Source organism: Stenotrophomonas sp. S39 (assembly GCF_016624665.1).
Lineage (GTDB): Bacteria > Pseudomonadota > Gammaproteobacteria > Xanthomonadales > Xanthomonadaceae > Stenotrophomonas.
The window spans coordinates 1-14,330 of record NZ_JACVTT010000107.1; the positions used below are offsets into that span (position 1 = coordinate 1).

A 14,330-nucleotide genomic window follows, 5' to 3' on the forward strand; every position below is an offset into this window, starting at 1 on the left:
CCCCCCCCCCCCCCCCCCCCCCCCCCCCCCCCCCCCCCCCCCCCCCCGCCTTCGACAGTTTCCTGCGAGCTGTTGGAACCTGCTGCTATTGGTGGGTGCCGACCGTTGGTCGGCACGGGGTCGGATCCCGTTGCTGCGCAACAGCCTCTGACCCCAATCTGAAATTCGATATCTGACGGGTTCCATCCACGCATGGCGTGGATCTACTGGCCGCGATCGGTCGACCTTGGTCGACAGTAGATCCACGCCATGCGTGGATGCTTCTGCTTCTACCCGGATGCCCCGATGGGGTCAGGCCAGGTAGACCTGCCCATCGCGGATATCCACCGGCACCGCGCGCAGGCGGTCGCCCTTGCACGGGCCGGCAATGCAGTCGCCGCTGTCCAGCGCGAACGAGGCGCCGTGCGCAGCACACACCAGGTGGCCTTCACGGCTCTTCAGGAACTGACCGGGAGCCCAGTCAAGGCGGCGGCCGGCGTGCGGGCAGATGTTCAGGAATGCGCGCACCTGGGCGCCATCGCGGTACAGCACCAGCGATTCGGCATCGCCCTCGACCACCGCTTCGACCTCGGCAAAGGCCCCGTCGGCAAGGGCATCAAGGGCGATCAGGGCAGCGGCGGCAGTCATGGCGGAAGGCTCTTGCGGAAAACCGGATTGTCGCACGGCCGCTCATATGACTGGCTGCGACATGAACACAAGTCATTGATCCGTAATAAGCAAAGGCTATATTTAACGAGTTTTTCACTCAATGACAGTGGCGCATCCCGATACTCTGGTTTCGCTGATCCCAGCCCTATCGAGCCGCCATGTTTACTCGCGCTTCCGCCTTCAACCAGTTCCGCACCCTGTTCGCGCCGCGCAAGCCGCGCCACCCGCTGGTGCGCGTTGCCGTGGGCCTGCTCGGCCTGGCGATCCTGGCAGCGATGGTGTTCATCGGCGTGTTCGTCGGGGCGGCGATGATCCTGATCGGCCTGGCGTGGAAGCTGCTGGCGTCGCGCAAGCCCAGCGTCACGCGCCGTGCGGCGGATGCCAACGTGGTGGAAGGCGAATACCGCGTGGTGCGCAAGTCAGCTTTGCCGATGTCGCGCTGATGCGCTCGCCCGCTGACGTGGGCGCCGCACCGTTCTAGACTGCAGGGGCCTTCCTACTGGAACCCCCGCATGTCCACTGCCGTTGTTTCCGATGTGATCCCTGCCCCCGCCGTGCCGCGCGTACCGGTGGTGGGCGGTGGCACCTTCCCGGTCCACCGCATCTACTGCGTCGGCCGCAACTTCGCCGACCATGCGCGTGAGATGGGTGCTGCGGTGCCGGCGGCCGACGATCGCGGCCGCCCGATGTTCTTCTGCAAGCCGGCCGATGCCATCGTGGTCGGCCATGACGATGTAATCCCCTATCCCCCCGCCACCGGCAACCTGCACCACGAAGTGGAGCTGGTGGTGGCGATCGGCGTTGATGCGCCCGCCGGCGAGCTGGCCGTGGCCGATGCCGAGGCGCTGATCTACGGCTACGCCGTGGGCCTGGACCTGACCCGCCGCGACCTGCAGGCCGCCGCCAAGGAAAAGGGCCACCCGTGGGATTCGGCCAAGGGCTTCGATGCCTCCGCACCGATCAGCGAGATCGTGCACGCCGGTGAGGTGGGCGACCTGGCCGCATTGAACCTGTCGCTGGAAGTCAACGGCGAAGTGCGCCAGCAGTCGCTGCTCGACCAGATGATCTGGAACGTGCCGGAGATCCTGCATGAGCTGTCCAAGCTGTGGCAGCTGCGCGCCGGCGACCTGGTGTTCATGGGCACCCCGTCGGGCGTGGCCGCATTGAAGCCGGGCGACCGTTTCAGTGCACGACTGGAAAACGTGGCCGAACGCCACGGCGTCATCGCAGGCTGACATCGGCTGCGTTAACCTGCGCTCGAACCCTCGCCCTCAGGAGAAGAACAAGAATGGGAATGCTCACCGAGTTCAAGGAATTCGCGATGCGTGGCAACGTCATCGACCTCGCCGTCGGCGTGGTCATCGGCGCGGCCTTCGGCAAGATCGTCACCGCGCTGGTGGAGAAGATCATCATGCCGCCGCTGGGCATGCTGATCGGCAAGGTGGATTTCTCCGATCTGGCCTGGACGTTGTCGGCCGCCAGCATCGGACCGGATGGCAAGGAGATTCCGGCCGTGGTGATCGGCTACGGTGATTTCCTCAACACGCTGGTGCAGTTCATCATCGTGGCCTTCGCCATCTTCATGGTGATCAAGGTGATCAACCGCCTGTCGCGCAAGAAGGAAGCGGCACCGGCCGCACCGAAGGAAGAAGTGGTGCTGCTGCGCGAGATCCGCGACAGCCTGAAGAAGTAAGGACAGCCACCGGTAGCGCCGGGCCATGCCCGTCGAGCGCAGCGGTTGGTCGACGTTCGCCGGGCATGGCCCGGCGCTACCGCTTTGCCGGTCATGGCCGGAAAACAGCGTTCGCCGCCACCGTGACCTCCCGCCCATGCGCGGCACTGAACGACTGTTAAGCTCCAAGGCTGATTCCCTTCCCGGAGCTGTCCATGCGTCGCCGCGTCCTTGCCATCGCATCCTCCCTCGCCCTGCTGGCCGCGCCGGCCTTCGCGGCGCCGCGCACCACCACCCTGCCTCCGGCCTCGCTGGCCACCGCTGCGCAGCTGCGTGACCAGGCACTGGCCGACGACACCGGCTGGAAGGTGGTGGAATCGCTGACCACCGAGATCGGCCCGCGCATCGCCGGCAGCGAAGCCGACGCCCGCGCCGTGGCCTGGGCCGAAGCCAAGTTCAAGGCACTCGGCTTTGACAAGGTGTGGAAAGAGCCTGTGACCTTCCCCAAGTGGGAACGCCGCAGTGAACATGCCGCGGTGACCGGCAGGAACCCGCAGCCGCTGCAGATCACCGCCCTGGGCGGCAGCCCCGGCGGCAGCGTCGAGGCCGAGGTGGTGCGGTTTGCCGACCTTGCCGCGCTGCAGGCGGCACCGGAAGGTTCGCTGAAGGGCAAGATCGCCTTCGTCGATTACCAGATGCTGCCGTTCCGCGACGGCCGTGACTACGGCCGCGGCGGCGCGATCCGCAGCAAGGGCCCGTCCGAGGCGATCCGCAAGGGCGCGGTCGGTTTCCTCATGCGCTCGGCCGGTACCGATTCGCACCGCGTGCCGCATACCGGCATCACCCGCTTCGACGATGGCCTGACCCCGGTGCCGTCGGCGGCCCTCTCGGTGCCCGATGCCGACCAGCTGGCCCGCCTGGTCGCCCGTGGCACCACCACCGTGAAGGTGGCGCTGGACTGCGGCTGGGACGGCACTGCGACCTCCTACAACGTCATCGGCGAAATCACCGGACGCACACTGCCGAAGGAAGTGGTGGTGATCGGTGGTCATCTCGATTCCTGGGACCTGGGCACCGGCGCCGTGGATGACGGCGCAGGCGTGGGCATCACCATGGCCGCCGGCCACCTGATCGGCCAGCTCAAGCAGGCCCCCAAGCGCACCATCCGCGTGATCGCCTTCGCCAATGAAGAACAGGGCCTGTATGGCGGCAAGGCGTACGCCGAGGCACATGCCAAGGACGTGACGCTGCACCAGCTGGCCGCCGAGAGCGATTTCGGTGCCGGCCGCATCTACGCCTTCAACACCGGCTCGCCGAACCCGGAAGGCTCGCGTGACGCCACCCGGCAGATTGCCGAGGTGATGAAGCCGCTGGGCATCGAGTACATGGCCGACAAGGGTGGCCCGGGCCCGGATGTCGGCCCGCTGGCCGCCAAGGGCGGCGCGTGGGCGTGGCTGGCGCAGGATGGTTCGGATTACTTCCACCTGCACCACACCGCCGACGACACCCTGGACAAGATCGACCCGAAGGCACTGGCGCAGAACGTGGCCGCCTACACCGTGTTCGCCTACCTGGCGGCCGACGCCGATGGCAGTTTCGGCAGCGAAGCCAAGGCCACCACGCCGCCGAACGAGTGACGCGGTGAAGTGATGGGGTCAGAGCCTTCGCATGCGCGAGGGATCTGACCCCGTTTTCGTTTACCCCTGCCAGACCCGTGTGTTGCGCATGCCGATCGCCTGCGGCCTGAACAACGGATCACGCTGCTGCCGCTTCTGCTGTTCGTAATCGCGCAGTGCCGCCAGGGCGGGCCTTTGCAGCAGCAGGATGGCAGTGATGTTCAACCAGCTCATCATGCCCACACCGATATCACCCAGCGCCCAGGCCACCGTTGCGGTATTGACCGCCGAGTAGCCGGTTGCGCCCAGGAACAGCAGCTGGAAACCGGTGACCGTCGCGCGCCCGGGCCGGTCGCGGCACAGGTAGCTGACATTGGTTTCGGCCATGTAGTACAGGGCCAGGATCGTGGTGAACGCGAACGGCAGGATCGCCAGCGCGACGAACGACTTGCCGAACCCCGGCAGCGCCGATTCCACCGCATGCTGCACGAAGCGCGGCCCGGCCTCGACACCCTGCAGGTTGGCGAGCAGCAGGCGCGCCTCGTCGGGCACACCGTTCACGGCCGGATCGTAGACGTTGTACAGCCCGGTCGACAGGATCAGGAACGCGGTTGCGCTGCACACCACCATGGTGTCGATGTAGACCGAGAACGACTGCACCAGGCCCTGCTTGACCGGATGCGAGACTTCCGCCGCTGCGGCCGGATGCGCACCACTGCCCATGCCTGCCTCGTTGGACAGCACGCCACGACGCACGCCCCACTGGATGGCGGTGCCGATCATCGCGCCGAACGCGGCGTCCGCGCCGAACGCACTGCGCAGCACCAGCGCGAAAACCTCGGGAACCCTGTCGACGTTGATGACCATGACCACGGCGGCGACCAGCAGGTAAGCCACGGCCATGATCGGCACCACCCACTCGGCAACGCGGGCGATGCGTCGCACGCCGCCGTACAGGACCGCCGCAAGGACGGCCAGCAGCACCGCCGTGGTGCCCGCCACCGGAATGCCCCAGGCCTCGTTCACCGCGCCGGTGATGGCATTGGACTGGGTGCCGGCCAGCATCGCCCCCGCCAGCACGGTGACCAGCGCGAACAGCACTGCATACCAGCGCTGGCCCAGGCCCTTTTCGATGTAGTAGGCCGGCCCGCCCCGGTATTGGCCGCTGGCGTCGCGCTCCTTGTAGATCTGTGCCAGCGTCGATTCGATGAAGGCACTTGAGGCGCCGAGGAAGGCCACGATCCACATCCAGAAGATGGCCCCCGGGCCGCCAAAGGCGATGGCCATGGCGACACCGGCGATGTTGCCGACACCGACCCGGCTGGACAGTGACAGCGACAGCGCCTGGAAGGGCGAAACGCCCGCCTCGGAGCGCTCGTGGCGGAACATCAGGCGCAGCATGTCAGGCAGCGCGCGCAGCTGGATGAAGCGCGTGCGCACGCTGAAGTACAGGCCGGCCAGCAGGCAGAGCACGACCAGCCAGGGGCTCCAGATGATGCCCAGCAGGACATTGACGATCGATTCGATGCTCATGGCCGCCCCCTCAGAAGAACACGCCCAGGGCGACCTGGGGGCTGATGATGCGGCCGGTATTGCGCCCGGCCAGGGTGATCTCGACGCCGGCAATCAGCCCCAGCGACGGGCTGAAGTGGTACTCCACCGCTGGCGCCACCGACAGCGAGCGGCTGGCCGGGCGCTGTTCGTCGATACGTCGCCCGCCCCCGTCAGCGGTGGGCATGAAGCCGATCAGGCGCTGGCCGGTCTCGCGGCTGGCGGCAAGTTCCATCACCCCGACCCAGCGGTCGTTGAAGCTGTACTCGCCGGCCACCGACAGGCCCAGCACCGAGCCTCGCGCGATATGGCCCTGGAAGCCCGCTTCGGTGCCGTAGATGCTGGCGCCCGACAGCGCGGTACGCGCCGGCGCCGGCCCGGCCATCAGTTGCCCACGCCAGCGCAGCGGTCGCCCGTTCGGCATCCACACCACCTGCTGCACACCGAGCGCGACGGTGGTGCGCTGCACGCCATCGCCCTGCGCATCCAGGGGGTTGCCGGTGATGCGGTCGTGGCTGCCGGTGCTGAAGCGCTGCGACACCGCCAGCGAAACCGCAGGCCGGGTGCCATCGGCGCTGGGTGCCTGCAGCAGGTACTGCAGGCGGGCGGTGGTATCGCCGGCGCGGAAGCCACCACTGTGCCCGGTGCCGGACTCCGCCCGCGACGCGCTGAGGTTCACCTGGCCCATCAGGCGGTCGCTGAAGCCGTACATCACCGGCATGACCACCGCCCACGCGCCGCTGTCCTGCGCGCTGCGCTGGCGCTCGCCGTCGGCATCGTAGTGGGCGTTGCTGTCGACGCGGACCAGGTAGGGTTCGAGGAACCAGCGGCCCTGCGGCAGGCCCGCGGGATTGGGGGTGATCAACGGCCCCATGAAGTTGACGTTTTCCAGGCTGCGTTCGTTGGCGCAGGCACTGGCACTGGCCAGCGCGCTGGCCAGCAGCAGGGACACGGACAGGGTGCGTTGCAGATGGGACATGACAGCCACTCCGGGGACAACGAGGGATGGAGTTCCACCCTGCGTCGCCGGCGATGGCCGACCTATGAGGAAAGTTTCAAATTTCCAGCGCGCTTTCAGCGCTGTAAAGCATGCTTGGCAATCGACGGGGGTCAGAGCCCTTGCATGCGCGAGGAATCCGACCCCGCTCCGCGGTCAACTGGCTGGGGTCAGACCCCTCGCCTTGGGCGAGGGCTCTGACCCCGATCCGGGTGCTCAGCCGCGGCGGCTGGCCCACTGCGCCAGCAGTACCGCCGTCGCCGAGGCGACGTTGAGGCTTTCCACCGCGCCGCTGCCGGGAATCGAGACCTGCTGGTCGCACTGGCTGGCCAGCGCGCGATCCATGCCCTCGCCCTCGGCACCCATCACATACACCAGGCGCGCGGGCAGCTCGGCACGGAACACGTCCTGTCCGCCCTCGACCAGGGTCGCGGCCAGCCCGAAGCCCGCCGCACGCAGCGCCGCCATGGCCTCTGCGTCACCGGGCAGCTGCACCAGCGGCAGGGCCTCGGCGCCACCTTCGGCCACGCGCGCGGCGGCACCGGACAGCGCCAGGGTGCTGCCGGCCGGCAGCAGCAGCGCCTTGGCGCCGAAGTGCGCGGCCGAGCGCAGGATCGCACCCAGGTTGTGCGGGTTGCCCACGCCATCCAGCCACAGCGCCAGCGCCGGGCCATCGCCCACCTGCTGCAGCCACTGCGCCAGCGGCAGCACCGGCGCGCGCACCACGTCAGCCACCACGCCCTCATGGTGGGTGGTGCCGGCCAGCTTGTTCAGGTCGCCGTCTTCCACCACGCGGTACCCCACGCGGTTGGCCACGCACCACTTCAGCAGCGGCTGCAGGCGCGGAATGCGCGCCTCCAGCAGGTACAGCTTGCGCAGCGCCTGCGGGCGCGCTTCGAAGGCGGCCAGCACGGCGTTCAGGCCGAACAGGCGCAGCTCATCGTTGCCGCCACGGCCGCCACCACCCGTGGCCGGCACCTCCGGACGCGGCAACGGCGTTGCGCGTGGCGGACGGGCGGACGGGCGGCGGTTGTTCCAGGGGTTGTTCACTTACACATTCTCCTGCTTGCGCTGGCGCCAGAAGTCGGCGTTCTTGATGCCCAGGGCATCCGGGTCGAACGTCGGATCCAGGCCCAGCTTCTTCTGTCGTTCGTAGTCACGCAGGGCCAGCATGGCCGGCTTCTGCACGATCAGGATGGCGATGATGTTCAGCCAGGCCATCAGGCCCACGCCGATGTCACCCAGTGCCCAGGCCAGGGTCGCATTATGGAATGCGCCGAACACGACCATGGCGATGATGCCCAGGCGCAGCACCAGCACGGTCAGCGGGCGCTTCCTGTTGTGGTTGACGTAGGTCAGGTTGGTTTCGGCCATGTAGTAATAGGCCATGATGGTGGTGAAGGCGAAGAAGAAGATGGCGATCGAGACGAACGCCGCGCCCCAGCCCGGCAGCACCGCTTCCACGCCGGCCTGCGCGTAGCCGGCGCCTTCGGGAATACCGGCCAGGCCCTGGAAGATCGGCGGCGCGTTGGCGCCTGCAGGCGAGTACACGTTGTAGGTGCCGCTGGCCAGGATCAGGAACGCGGTGGCGGTGCACACCATCATGGTGTCGAAGTAGATGGCGAAGGCCTGCACGTAGCCCTGCTTGGCCGGGTGCGAAACCTCGGAGGCCGCGGCGGCGTGCGGGCCCGAGCCCTGGCCGGCTTCATTGGCGTAGATGCCGCGCTTGATGCCCCACTCCACCGCCAGGCCCATCATCGCGCCAAACGCCGCGTGGGTGCCGAAGGCGCTGTCGAAGATGATGCCGAACATTTCCGGCACGCGGTCGTAGTTGATGACCATGATGACGATGGCCATCAGGATGAAGGCGGCGGCCATGAACGGCACCACCACTTCGGCGAAGTTGGCGATGCGCTTGACGCCACCGAAGATGACCACGCCCAGCAGCAGCGCCACGGCGATGCCGATGCCCAGCTTCAGCGCTTCGACCGAACTCATGCCCAGCATCTGGCCATCCAGCGGGCCGCACACGGCAGTGCCACGGCAGGCGTTGATGACGCTGTCAGCGATGGCGTTGGCCTGCACGCCCGGCATCAGGAAACCGGCGGCGATGATCGTGGCGATGGCGAAGGCCAGCGCATACCACTTCAGGCCCATGGCCTTTTCGATGTAGTACGCCGGGCCACCGCGGTAGCGGCCCTCGGCATCCTTGGTCTTGTAGATCTGCGCCAGGGTGCATTCCACGTACGAGGTGGACGCGCCGAGGAAGCCCATCACCCACATCCAGAAGATGGCACCCGGGCCGCCGAACGCGATGGCGGTGGCCACGCCGGCGATGTTGCCGATGCCCATGCGGCCGGCCATCGACATGGCCAGGGCCTGGAAGGAGGACACGCCGGCCTCGGACTTCTCGCCCTGCACGGTCAGGCGGCACATCTCGAAGAAACCGCGGATCTGCATGAAGCGGGTGCGCAGGCTGAAATACAGGCCGGCGCCCAGGCACACCACGATGAGGGCCTTGCTCCAGATGATGCTGTTGATGAAATGTACGGTTGCTTCCACGCGCGCTCTCTCCAGTCGGCGGGTTGTAAGGACGTCCCGTCGGCTGGAAGGGACCGGACCGATTCTCCCTGATCGAAGGTCGCTGCGATAGCGCTGTTTTGTAGAGCCCAGGCCCAGGGCGGGGCGGGGGCCCCCCCCCCCCCCCCGGGGGGGCCCGCCCTCTACAGGTCCCTGCGTACCCGGGCGAAACGGCGCAGGTCGTGCAGGACGCCGCGCTTGTAGACGGCGCAGCGGGCCGTGCCCTCTTCGGCAAAGCCATTTGCCAGCAGCACGCGGGCCGAGCCCTCGTTGAAATCCAACACCTCGGCCTGCAGCCTGAACAGGCGCAGCTCGTCCATCACCCACGGCGCGAACAGGCCCACCACCCGGGTCATCACGCCCTGCCCCCACAACGCCCGGCCCAGCCAGTACCCCAGTTCAGCGGTGTGCCCGCGCTCGGCCGTGCCGGGTTGTGCGCCGACGCTGCCGCAGGCCTGGCCGTCGATCTCGATGGCCAGGTTGAGGGTGCCGGGGCCAAGCACGCGGCCGGCCAGGAAGGCCTCGCCGTCCGCACGCGTGTAGGGGCTCGGGAAGCGGTCGCGCAGGCCGCGCGAGACCTCCGGATCGTCGGCATGGCGCAGCAGCGACGCCAGGTCGTCGCTGCGCCAGGGGCGCAGGCAGAAGCCTTCGCCCTGCAGCCGAGGGTCAGGCATGACCGCCCACCGAAGGCGACTCGGCTTCCTGCTTCTCCAGTTCGCGCTTCACTGCTTCGGGCGAACGCGTGTACGGGGCCAGGCGCGCATAGAACGCCGGCACCACGAACAGCGACAGGAAGGTGGACAGGGTGACGCCGAAGATGATCACGACGCCGATGGTGCCACGGCTGGCCGAACCTGGGCCACCGGCCACCACCAGCGGGATGGCGCCGACCACGGTGGCGATCGAGGTCATCAGGATCGGTCGCAGGCGCACCACGGCCGATTCGATGATGGCCGCGCGCACGGTACGCCCGTCATCGCGCAGCTGGTTGGCGAACTCGACGATCAGGATGCCGTTCTTGGCGGCCAGGCCCACCAGCATCACGATGCCGATCTGGCTGAACAGGTTCACCGTACCGCCACTGACCCATAGCCCGACCAGCGCGCCGAGCACGCCCAGCGGCACGGTCAGCATGATGGTGAGCGGGTGGATGAAGCTCTCGAACTGCGCGGCCAGCACCAGGTACACCACCAGCAGGGCCATGGCGAAGGTCAGCAGCACAGCGCCACCGGCGCTCTGGTATTCGCGCGACTCGCCCTTCCAGTTGATCTGCGCGTACTGCGGCAGCTCCTCGCGGGTGACCTGCTGTGCCCAGGCGATGGCCTCGCCCAGAGGGTAGCCGGGGGCAAGGCCGGCGCTGATGGTGATCGAGCGCAGGCGGTTGAAGCGGTTCAGGGTGCCGGCCTCGGCCACTTCGCTGAGGGTGACCAGGTTGGACAGCGGCACCAGTTCGCCGGAGTTGGCACGCACGCGGATGGCGGCGAGGTCGGCCGGGCTGGCGCGGCCATCACGACCGGCCTGTACCAGCACGTCGTACTCCTCGCCGTTGTCGACGAAGGTGGTGACGCGGCGCGAGCCCATCATGGTTTCCAGTGCCGAACCGATCGCGGTGACCGGGACGCCGAGGTCGGCCGCACGCTGGCGGTCGATGTTCACCCGCATCTGCGGACGGGTTTCCTTGTAGTCCGAATCGGGGCCGACCAGGCCCGGGTTGTCGGCCATGCGCAGCAGGATGCGGTCACGCCACTGCGCGATCTCGGCATATTCCGGGCCACCCAGCACGATCTGGAACGGCTGGCCGCCACTGCGCACCAGGCCACCACCGACCTGCGTACGCACGCGCACGCCACGCAGGGTGTCCAGCTCCTTCTGCAGGTCGTTGGCCACGTCCACGGTGTTCTCGGTGCGCTGGCGCCACGGCTGCAGGAACACGCTGACGCGGCCGGTGTGCATTTCCTCGCTGGCACCGAAGCCGCCGGGCACGCGCGGGTTGGCGCGGGCGATGGTCTTGTCGGCGCCCACGTGCGGCGCCAGCAGTGCTTCGACCTGTTGCACCTGCTGCACGGTGTAGTCATAGCCGGCGCCTTCAGGGCCGTCGATCATGATCTGGAAGGAGCCACGGTCTTCGGCCGGGGCCAGCTCGGACGGCAGGATCTTCAGCAGGCCCCAGCTGGCAGCCAGTGCCAGCGCCATCACCACCAGGTAGATCCACAGGCGGTCGACGTGGTGGTCGAGCACGCGGCCGTAACCCGACGCCAGGCGCTCCAGGTTGCGGTTGATGACGCCATACAGGCCGCGCGGCGCGTGCCCGCTGTGCGGCTTGAGCAGCTTGGAGGCCATCATCGGCGTCAGCGTCAGCGCGACGAACGCGGACAGGGCCACTGCGGCGGCCAGCGCCACGGCCAGTTCGCGGAACAGGCGGCCGGTGTTGCCTTCGAGGAAACCGACCGGCAGGAACACCGCCACCAGCACGGCGGTCGTGGCGATGACCGCGAAAGCGACCTGGGTGGTGCCTCGCTTGGAGGCGACCAGCGGCGGTTCGCCAAGGTCGATGCGGCGCTGCACGTTCTCCACCACCACGATCGCATCGTCCACCACCAGGCCGATGCACAGCACCAGCGCCAGCAGGGTCAGCAGGTTGATCGAGAAACCGAAGGCGTACAGCGCGATGAAGGCCGCGACCAGGCAGACCGGCACGGTCACCGCGGGAATCAGCGCGGCGCGGAAGCTGCCCAGGAACAGCCAGATGACCGCCAGCACCAGCAGCATCGCTTCGATCAGGGTCGCGTAGACGCGATCGACGGCCGCTTCGATGAAGGTGGTGTTGTCGAAAGTGACCACGATCTGCGTGCCTTCGGGCAGCGTCGCGGCAACTTTCTCGGCTTCCGCGCGCGCGGCACGGGCCACGTCCAGCGAGTTGGCCGTGGAGGTCTTGACGATGCCCAGGCCGACGCCGGGTTCACCGTTGCTGCGGAAGTACGCGCGGCGTTCGGCCGAGGCCAGCTCGATCCTGGCAACATCGCCCATGCGCACCACGTAACCATCGCTGCCCTTGCCCAGCGGGATGGTGGCGAAATCCTCGGGCTTCACGTAGTTGCGCTCGACGCGCAGGGTGAAGTCGCGGTCGGTCGACTCGATGCGGCCGGCCGGCAGCTCCACGTTCTCGTTGCGCAGCGCGGTTTCCACGTCGCCGGTGGTCAGGCCGCGGGCGGCCAGCTGGTCGCGGTCCAGCCAGATGCGCATGGCATAGCGCTGGCGGCCACCGATGCGGACCTGGGCCACGCCATCGAGGCTGGAGAAGCGGTCGACCACGTAGCGGTCGGCGTAGTCGCTCAGTTCAAGCGTGTCCATCGTGGTGGAGGACATGTTGAACCAGATGATCGGGTCGGCATCACTCTCGACCTTGGCGATTTCCGGCGGGCGCGCCTCTTCGGGCATGCGGTCGGCCACGCGGCTGACCGCATCGCGCACATCGTTGGCGGCCGCTTCGATATCGCGGTTGGAGGTGAATTCGATGCTGACCTGCGAGCGGCCATTGCTGCTGCGCGCGTTGATCGTATCGATGCCTTCGATGCCGGCCAGCGCATCTTCCAGCACCTGGGTCACGCGGCTTTCGATGACCGCCGCCGAAGCACCGGTGTAATCCACCGACACCGAGACGATGGGCGGATCGATGGCCGGCAGCTCGCGCAGGGTCAGGCGGGTGAAGGACATGATGCCCAGCACCACCAGCAGCAGGCTCATCACCACGGCAAACACCGGCCGCTGGATGGAAATATCCGACAGCTTCATCCGCCGTTGCCCTCGGCCGGTGCCGCTGCCGGCGTCTTGGCCGGTGCGGTGCCGCTGGCCGGCGCGGCATCGGTCGCCGCCACCTTCAGGCCGGCGCGCAGCTTGCCGGTGCCATCGACCACGATGCGCTCGCCGCCCTGCAGGCCCTGGCGGATCTCGACCACGCCGGCACGACGCGCACCCGTGATCACGTCAATGCGCTCGACGGTGTCGTCGGCCTTGATGCGGTACATGAAGGTATCGCGGCCGACCTGCACCACGGCGATTTCCGGCACCACCAGCGCCGGGCGCTCGGGGCGGAACAGGCGCACGTCCAGCAGCATGCCCGGACGCAGCGCGTGATCGGCGTTGGCGAAGTCGGCGCGCACGGTCACCGCGCGGGTGGCCGGATCGACGCGCGCATCGATGGTGGTCACTTCGCCTTCGAAGGTACGGCCCGGCCAGGCGACGCTGGTCGCACTCACCTTGTCGCCGTTGGACAGCGCGGCCATTTCCACTTCCGGCACCTGGAAATCGACGTGCATGCGTTCAATGTCATCCAGGGTGGCGATGACGGTGGTCGGGGTCAGCAGCGTGCCCGGGCTGACCTGGCGGATGCCGAGTACGCCGGCGAACGGCGCACGCACGCGGCGGTCGCCGATGTCCGCCTGCATCTGCGCCACGCGTGCTTCGGCGGCGTCGCGGATCGACTTCTGGGTATCGAGGGTGGCGCTGGAGACCAGGCGCTGGGTCGCCAGTTCGCGCTGGCGCTTGTAGAGCTGGTCGGCTTCATGGAAGGTCGCCTGCGCCTGCACCAGTGCCGCCTCCTGGGCCTGCCCGCGCAGGGTCACGATGGGCGCACCGGCAGCGACCTGCTGGCCGCTTTCGAAGTGCACGCGGTCGACGATCTCGCTGACCTTGGCGGTAACGCTGATGGATTCACGCGCCTTGGCCGTCCCCAGCGCCTGCAGCGTGTCATTCCACTGCGAGGGCTGCACGACCTGGGCGGTGACCGGCACCGCTTCGCCCTGCCGACGCGCGGCGGCCTCCTGTTTGCCTGCGCACCCGGCCAGGACGGCCAGGCTGAGGCCAAGGGCCAGGGTCGAAGTGATACGAGCCAACATGAAAGGTCCTGGTTGATGCACGGCCGCCGAGTGTAGGCAAGGGGCTGCGAAAGCGATATGTGCCAAGCGTTTACTGGCGTGGAACAGGCCCTGCGGTGGCGCCGTGAACCCGTTCCATGCAAGGCTCGCCGGGGCAGTGTCGGCGTATGTCGGGATGTATCCAGCCGCACTTTGTCGTGCGTTGTCATCGTACAGTCGAGGCTGCTTGGCAGAGGGCGCCAGGCGGGGGTCGGCCCTGGCGGGGTCCGGCCCTGTTTTTTTTGTCCCGGCAGGGCTTGCAGCCCTGCACCTGCTCAATGCAACGGCAACGTCAAAAGCCTGCATTCCGTGGGTTGGCGGGGGGGGTCCGGTTGAGGGGGACGCCGTAAACC

Annotated in this window: 12 protein-coding genes; 4 read left to right on the top strand and 8 right to left on the bottom strand. The window is 67.9% G+C overall.

Going from position 1 to position 14,330, the window contains the following annotated elements:
- Window positions 1–291 precede the first annotated feature (291 nt).
- Window positions 292–627, bottom strand: coding sequence for a Rieske (2Fe-2S) protein (locus IAE41_RS19600; protein WP_079222968.1), 336 nt, complete (start codon window positions 625–627; stop codon window positions 292–294).
- A gap of 179 nt (window positions 628–806) precedes the next feature.
- On the opposite strand from IAE41_RS19600, the gene IAE41_RS19605 reads away from it, so the two are divergent.
- From IAE41_RS19605 to IAE41_RS19620, 4 genes are all read left to right on the top strand, one after another.
- A complete protein-coding gene (locus IAE41_RS19605) occupies window positions 807–1,091 on the top strand; it encodes a hypothetical protein (protein WP_079222969.1) in 285 nt (94 codons plus the stop codon).
- A gap of 69 nt (window positions 1,092–1,160) precedes the next feature.
- Complete coding sequence (locus IAE41_RS19610) at window positions 1,161–1,883, top strand: fumarylacetoacetate hydrolase family protein (RefSeq protein ID WP_200734248.1); 723 nt, start codon at window positions 1,161–1,163, stop codon at window positions 1,881–1,883.
- 53 nt (window positions 1,884–1,936) lie between these two features.
- A complete protein-coding gene (gene mscL, locus IAE41_RS19615) occupies window positions 1,937–2,341 on the top strand; it encodes a large-conductance mechanosensitive channel protein MscL (RefSeq protein ID WP_108766133.1) in 405 nt (134 codons plus the stop codon).
- Between the two features lie 194 nt (window positions 2,342–2,535).
- On the top strand, window positions 2,536–3,957 hold the full coding sequence (locus IAE41_RS19620; RefSeq protein ID WP_108747265.1) for a M28 family peptidase: 1,422 nt from the start codon (window positions 2,536–2,538) through the stop codon (window positions 3,955–3,957).
- A 60-nt stretch (window positions 3,958–4,017) separates the two neighbouring features.
- Here IAE41_RS19620 and IAE41_RS19625 read toward each other — a convergent pair whose 3' ends face one another.
- From IAE41_RS19625 to IAE41_RS19655, 7 genes are all read right to left on the bottom strand, one after another.
- Window positions 4,018–5,469, bottom strand: a complete 1,452-nt coding sequence (locus IAE41_RS19625) for an alanine/glycine:cation symporter family protein (protein ID WP_200734249.1) — start codon at window positions 5,467–5,469, stop codon at window positions 4,018–4,020.
- Window positions 5,470–5,479: 10 nt separating this feature from the next.
- Window positions 5,480–6,466: a hypothetical protein gene (locus tag IAE41_RS19630; RefSeq protein WP_200734250.1), complete on the bottom strand. Its 987-nt coding sequence runs from the start codon at window positions 6,464–6,466 to the stop codon at window positions 5,480–5,482.
- A 234-nt stretch (window positions 6,467–6,700) separates the two neighbouring features.
- Window positions 6,701–7,534: a TrmH family RNA methyltransferase gene (locus tag IAE41_RS19635; protein WP_200734251.1), complete on the bottom strand. Its 834-nt coding sequence runs from the start codon at window positions 7,532–7,534 to the stop codon at window positions 6,701–6,703.
- A complete protein-coding gene (locus IAE41_RS19640) occupies window positions 7,535–9,046 on the bottom strand; it encodes an alanine/glycine:cation symporter family protein (RefSeq protein ID WP_200734252.1) in 1,512 nt (503 codons plus the stop codon).
- 161 nt (window positions 9,047–9,207) lie between these two features.
- Window positions 9,208–9,738, bottom strand: coding sequence for a GNAT family protein (locus tag IAE41_RS19645; RefSeq protein ID WP_200734253.1), 531 nt, complete (start codon window positions 9,736–9,738; stop codon window positions 9,208–9,210).
- Window positions 9,731–12,856: an efflux RND transporter permease subunit gene (locus tag IAE41_RS19650; protein ID WP_200734254.1), complete on the bottom strand. Its 3,126-nt coding sequence runs from the start codon at window positions 12,854–12,856 to the stop codon at window positions 9,731–9,733. The genes IAE41_RS19645 and IAE41_RS19650 overlap by 8 nt, the downstream gene beginning before the upstream one ends.
- Window positions 12,853–13,959, bottom strand: a complete 1,107-nt coding sequence (locus tag IAE41_RS19655; protein ID WP_200734255.1) for an efflux RND transporter periplasmic adaptor subunit — start codon at window positions 13,957–13,959, stop codon at window positions 12,853–12,855. Before IAE41_RS19655 ends, IAE41_RS19650 begins: the two co-directional genes overlap by 4 nt.
- Between the last annotated feature and the right edge of the window lie 371 nt (window positions 13,960–14,330).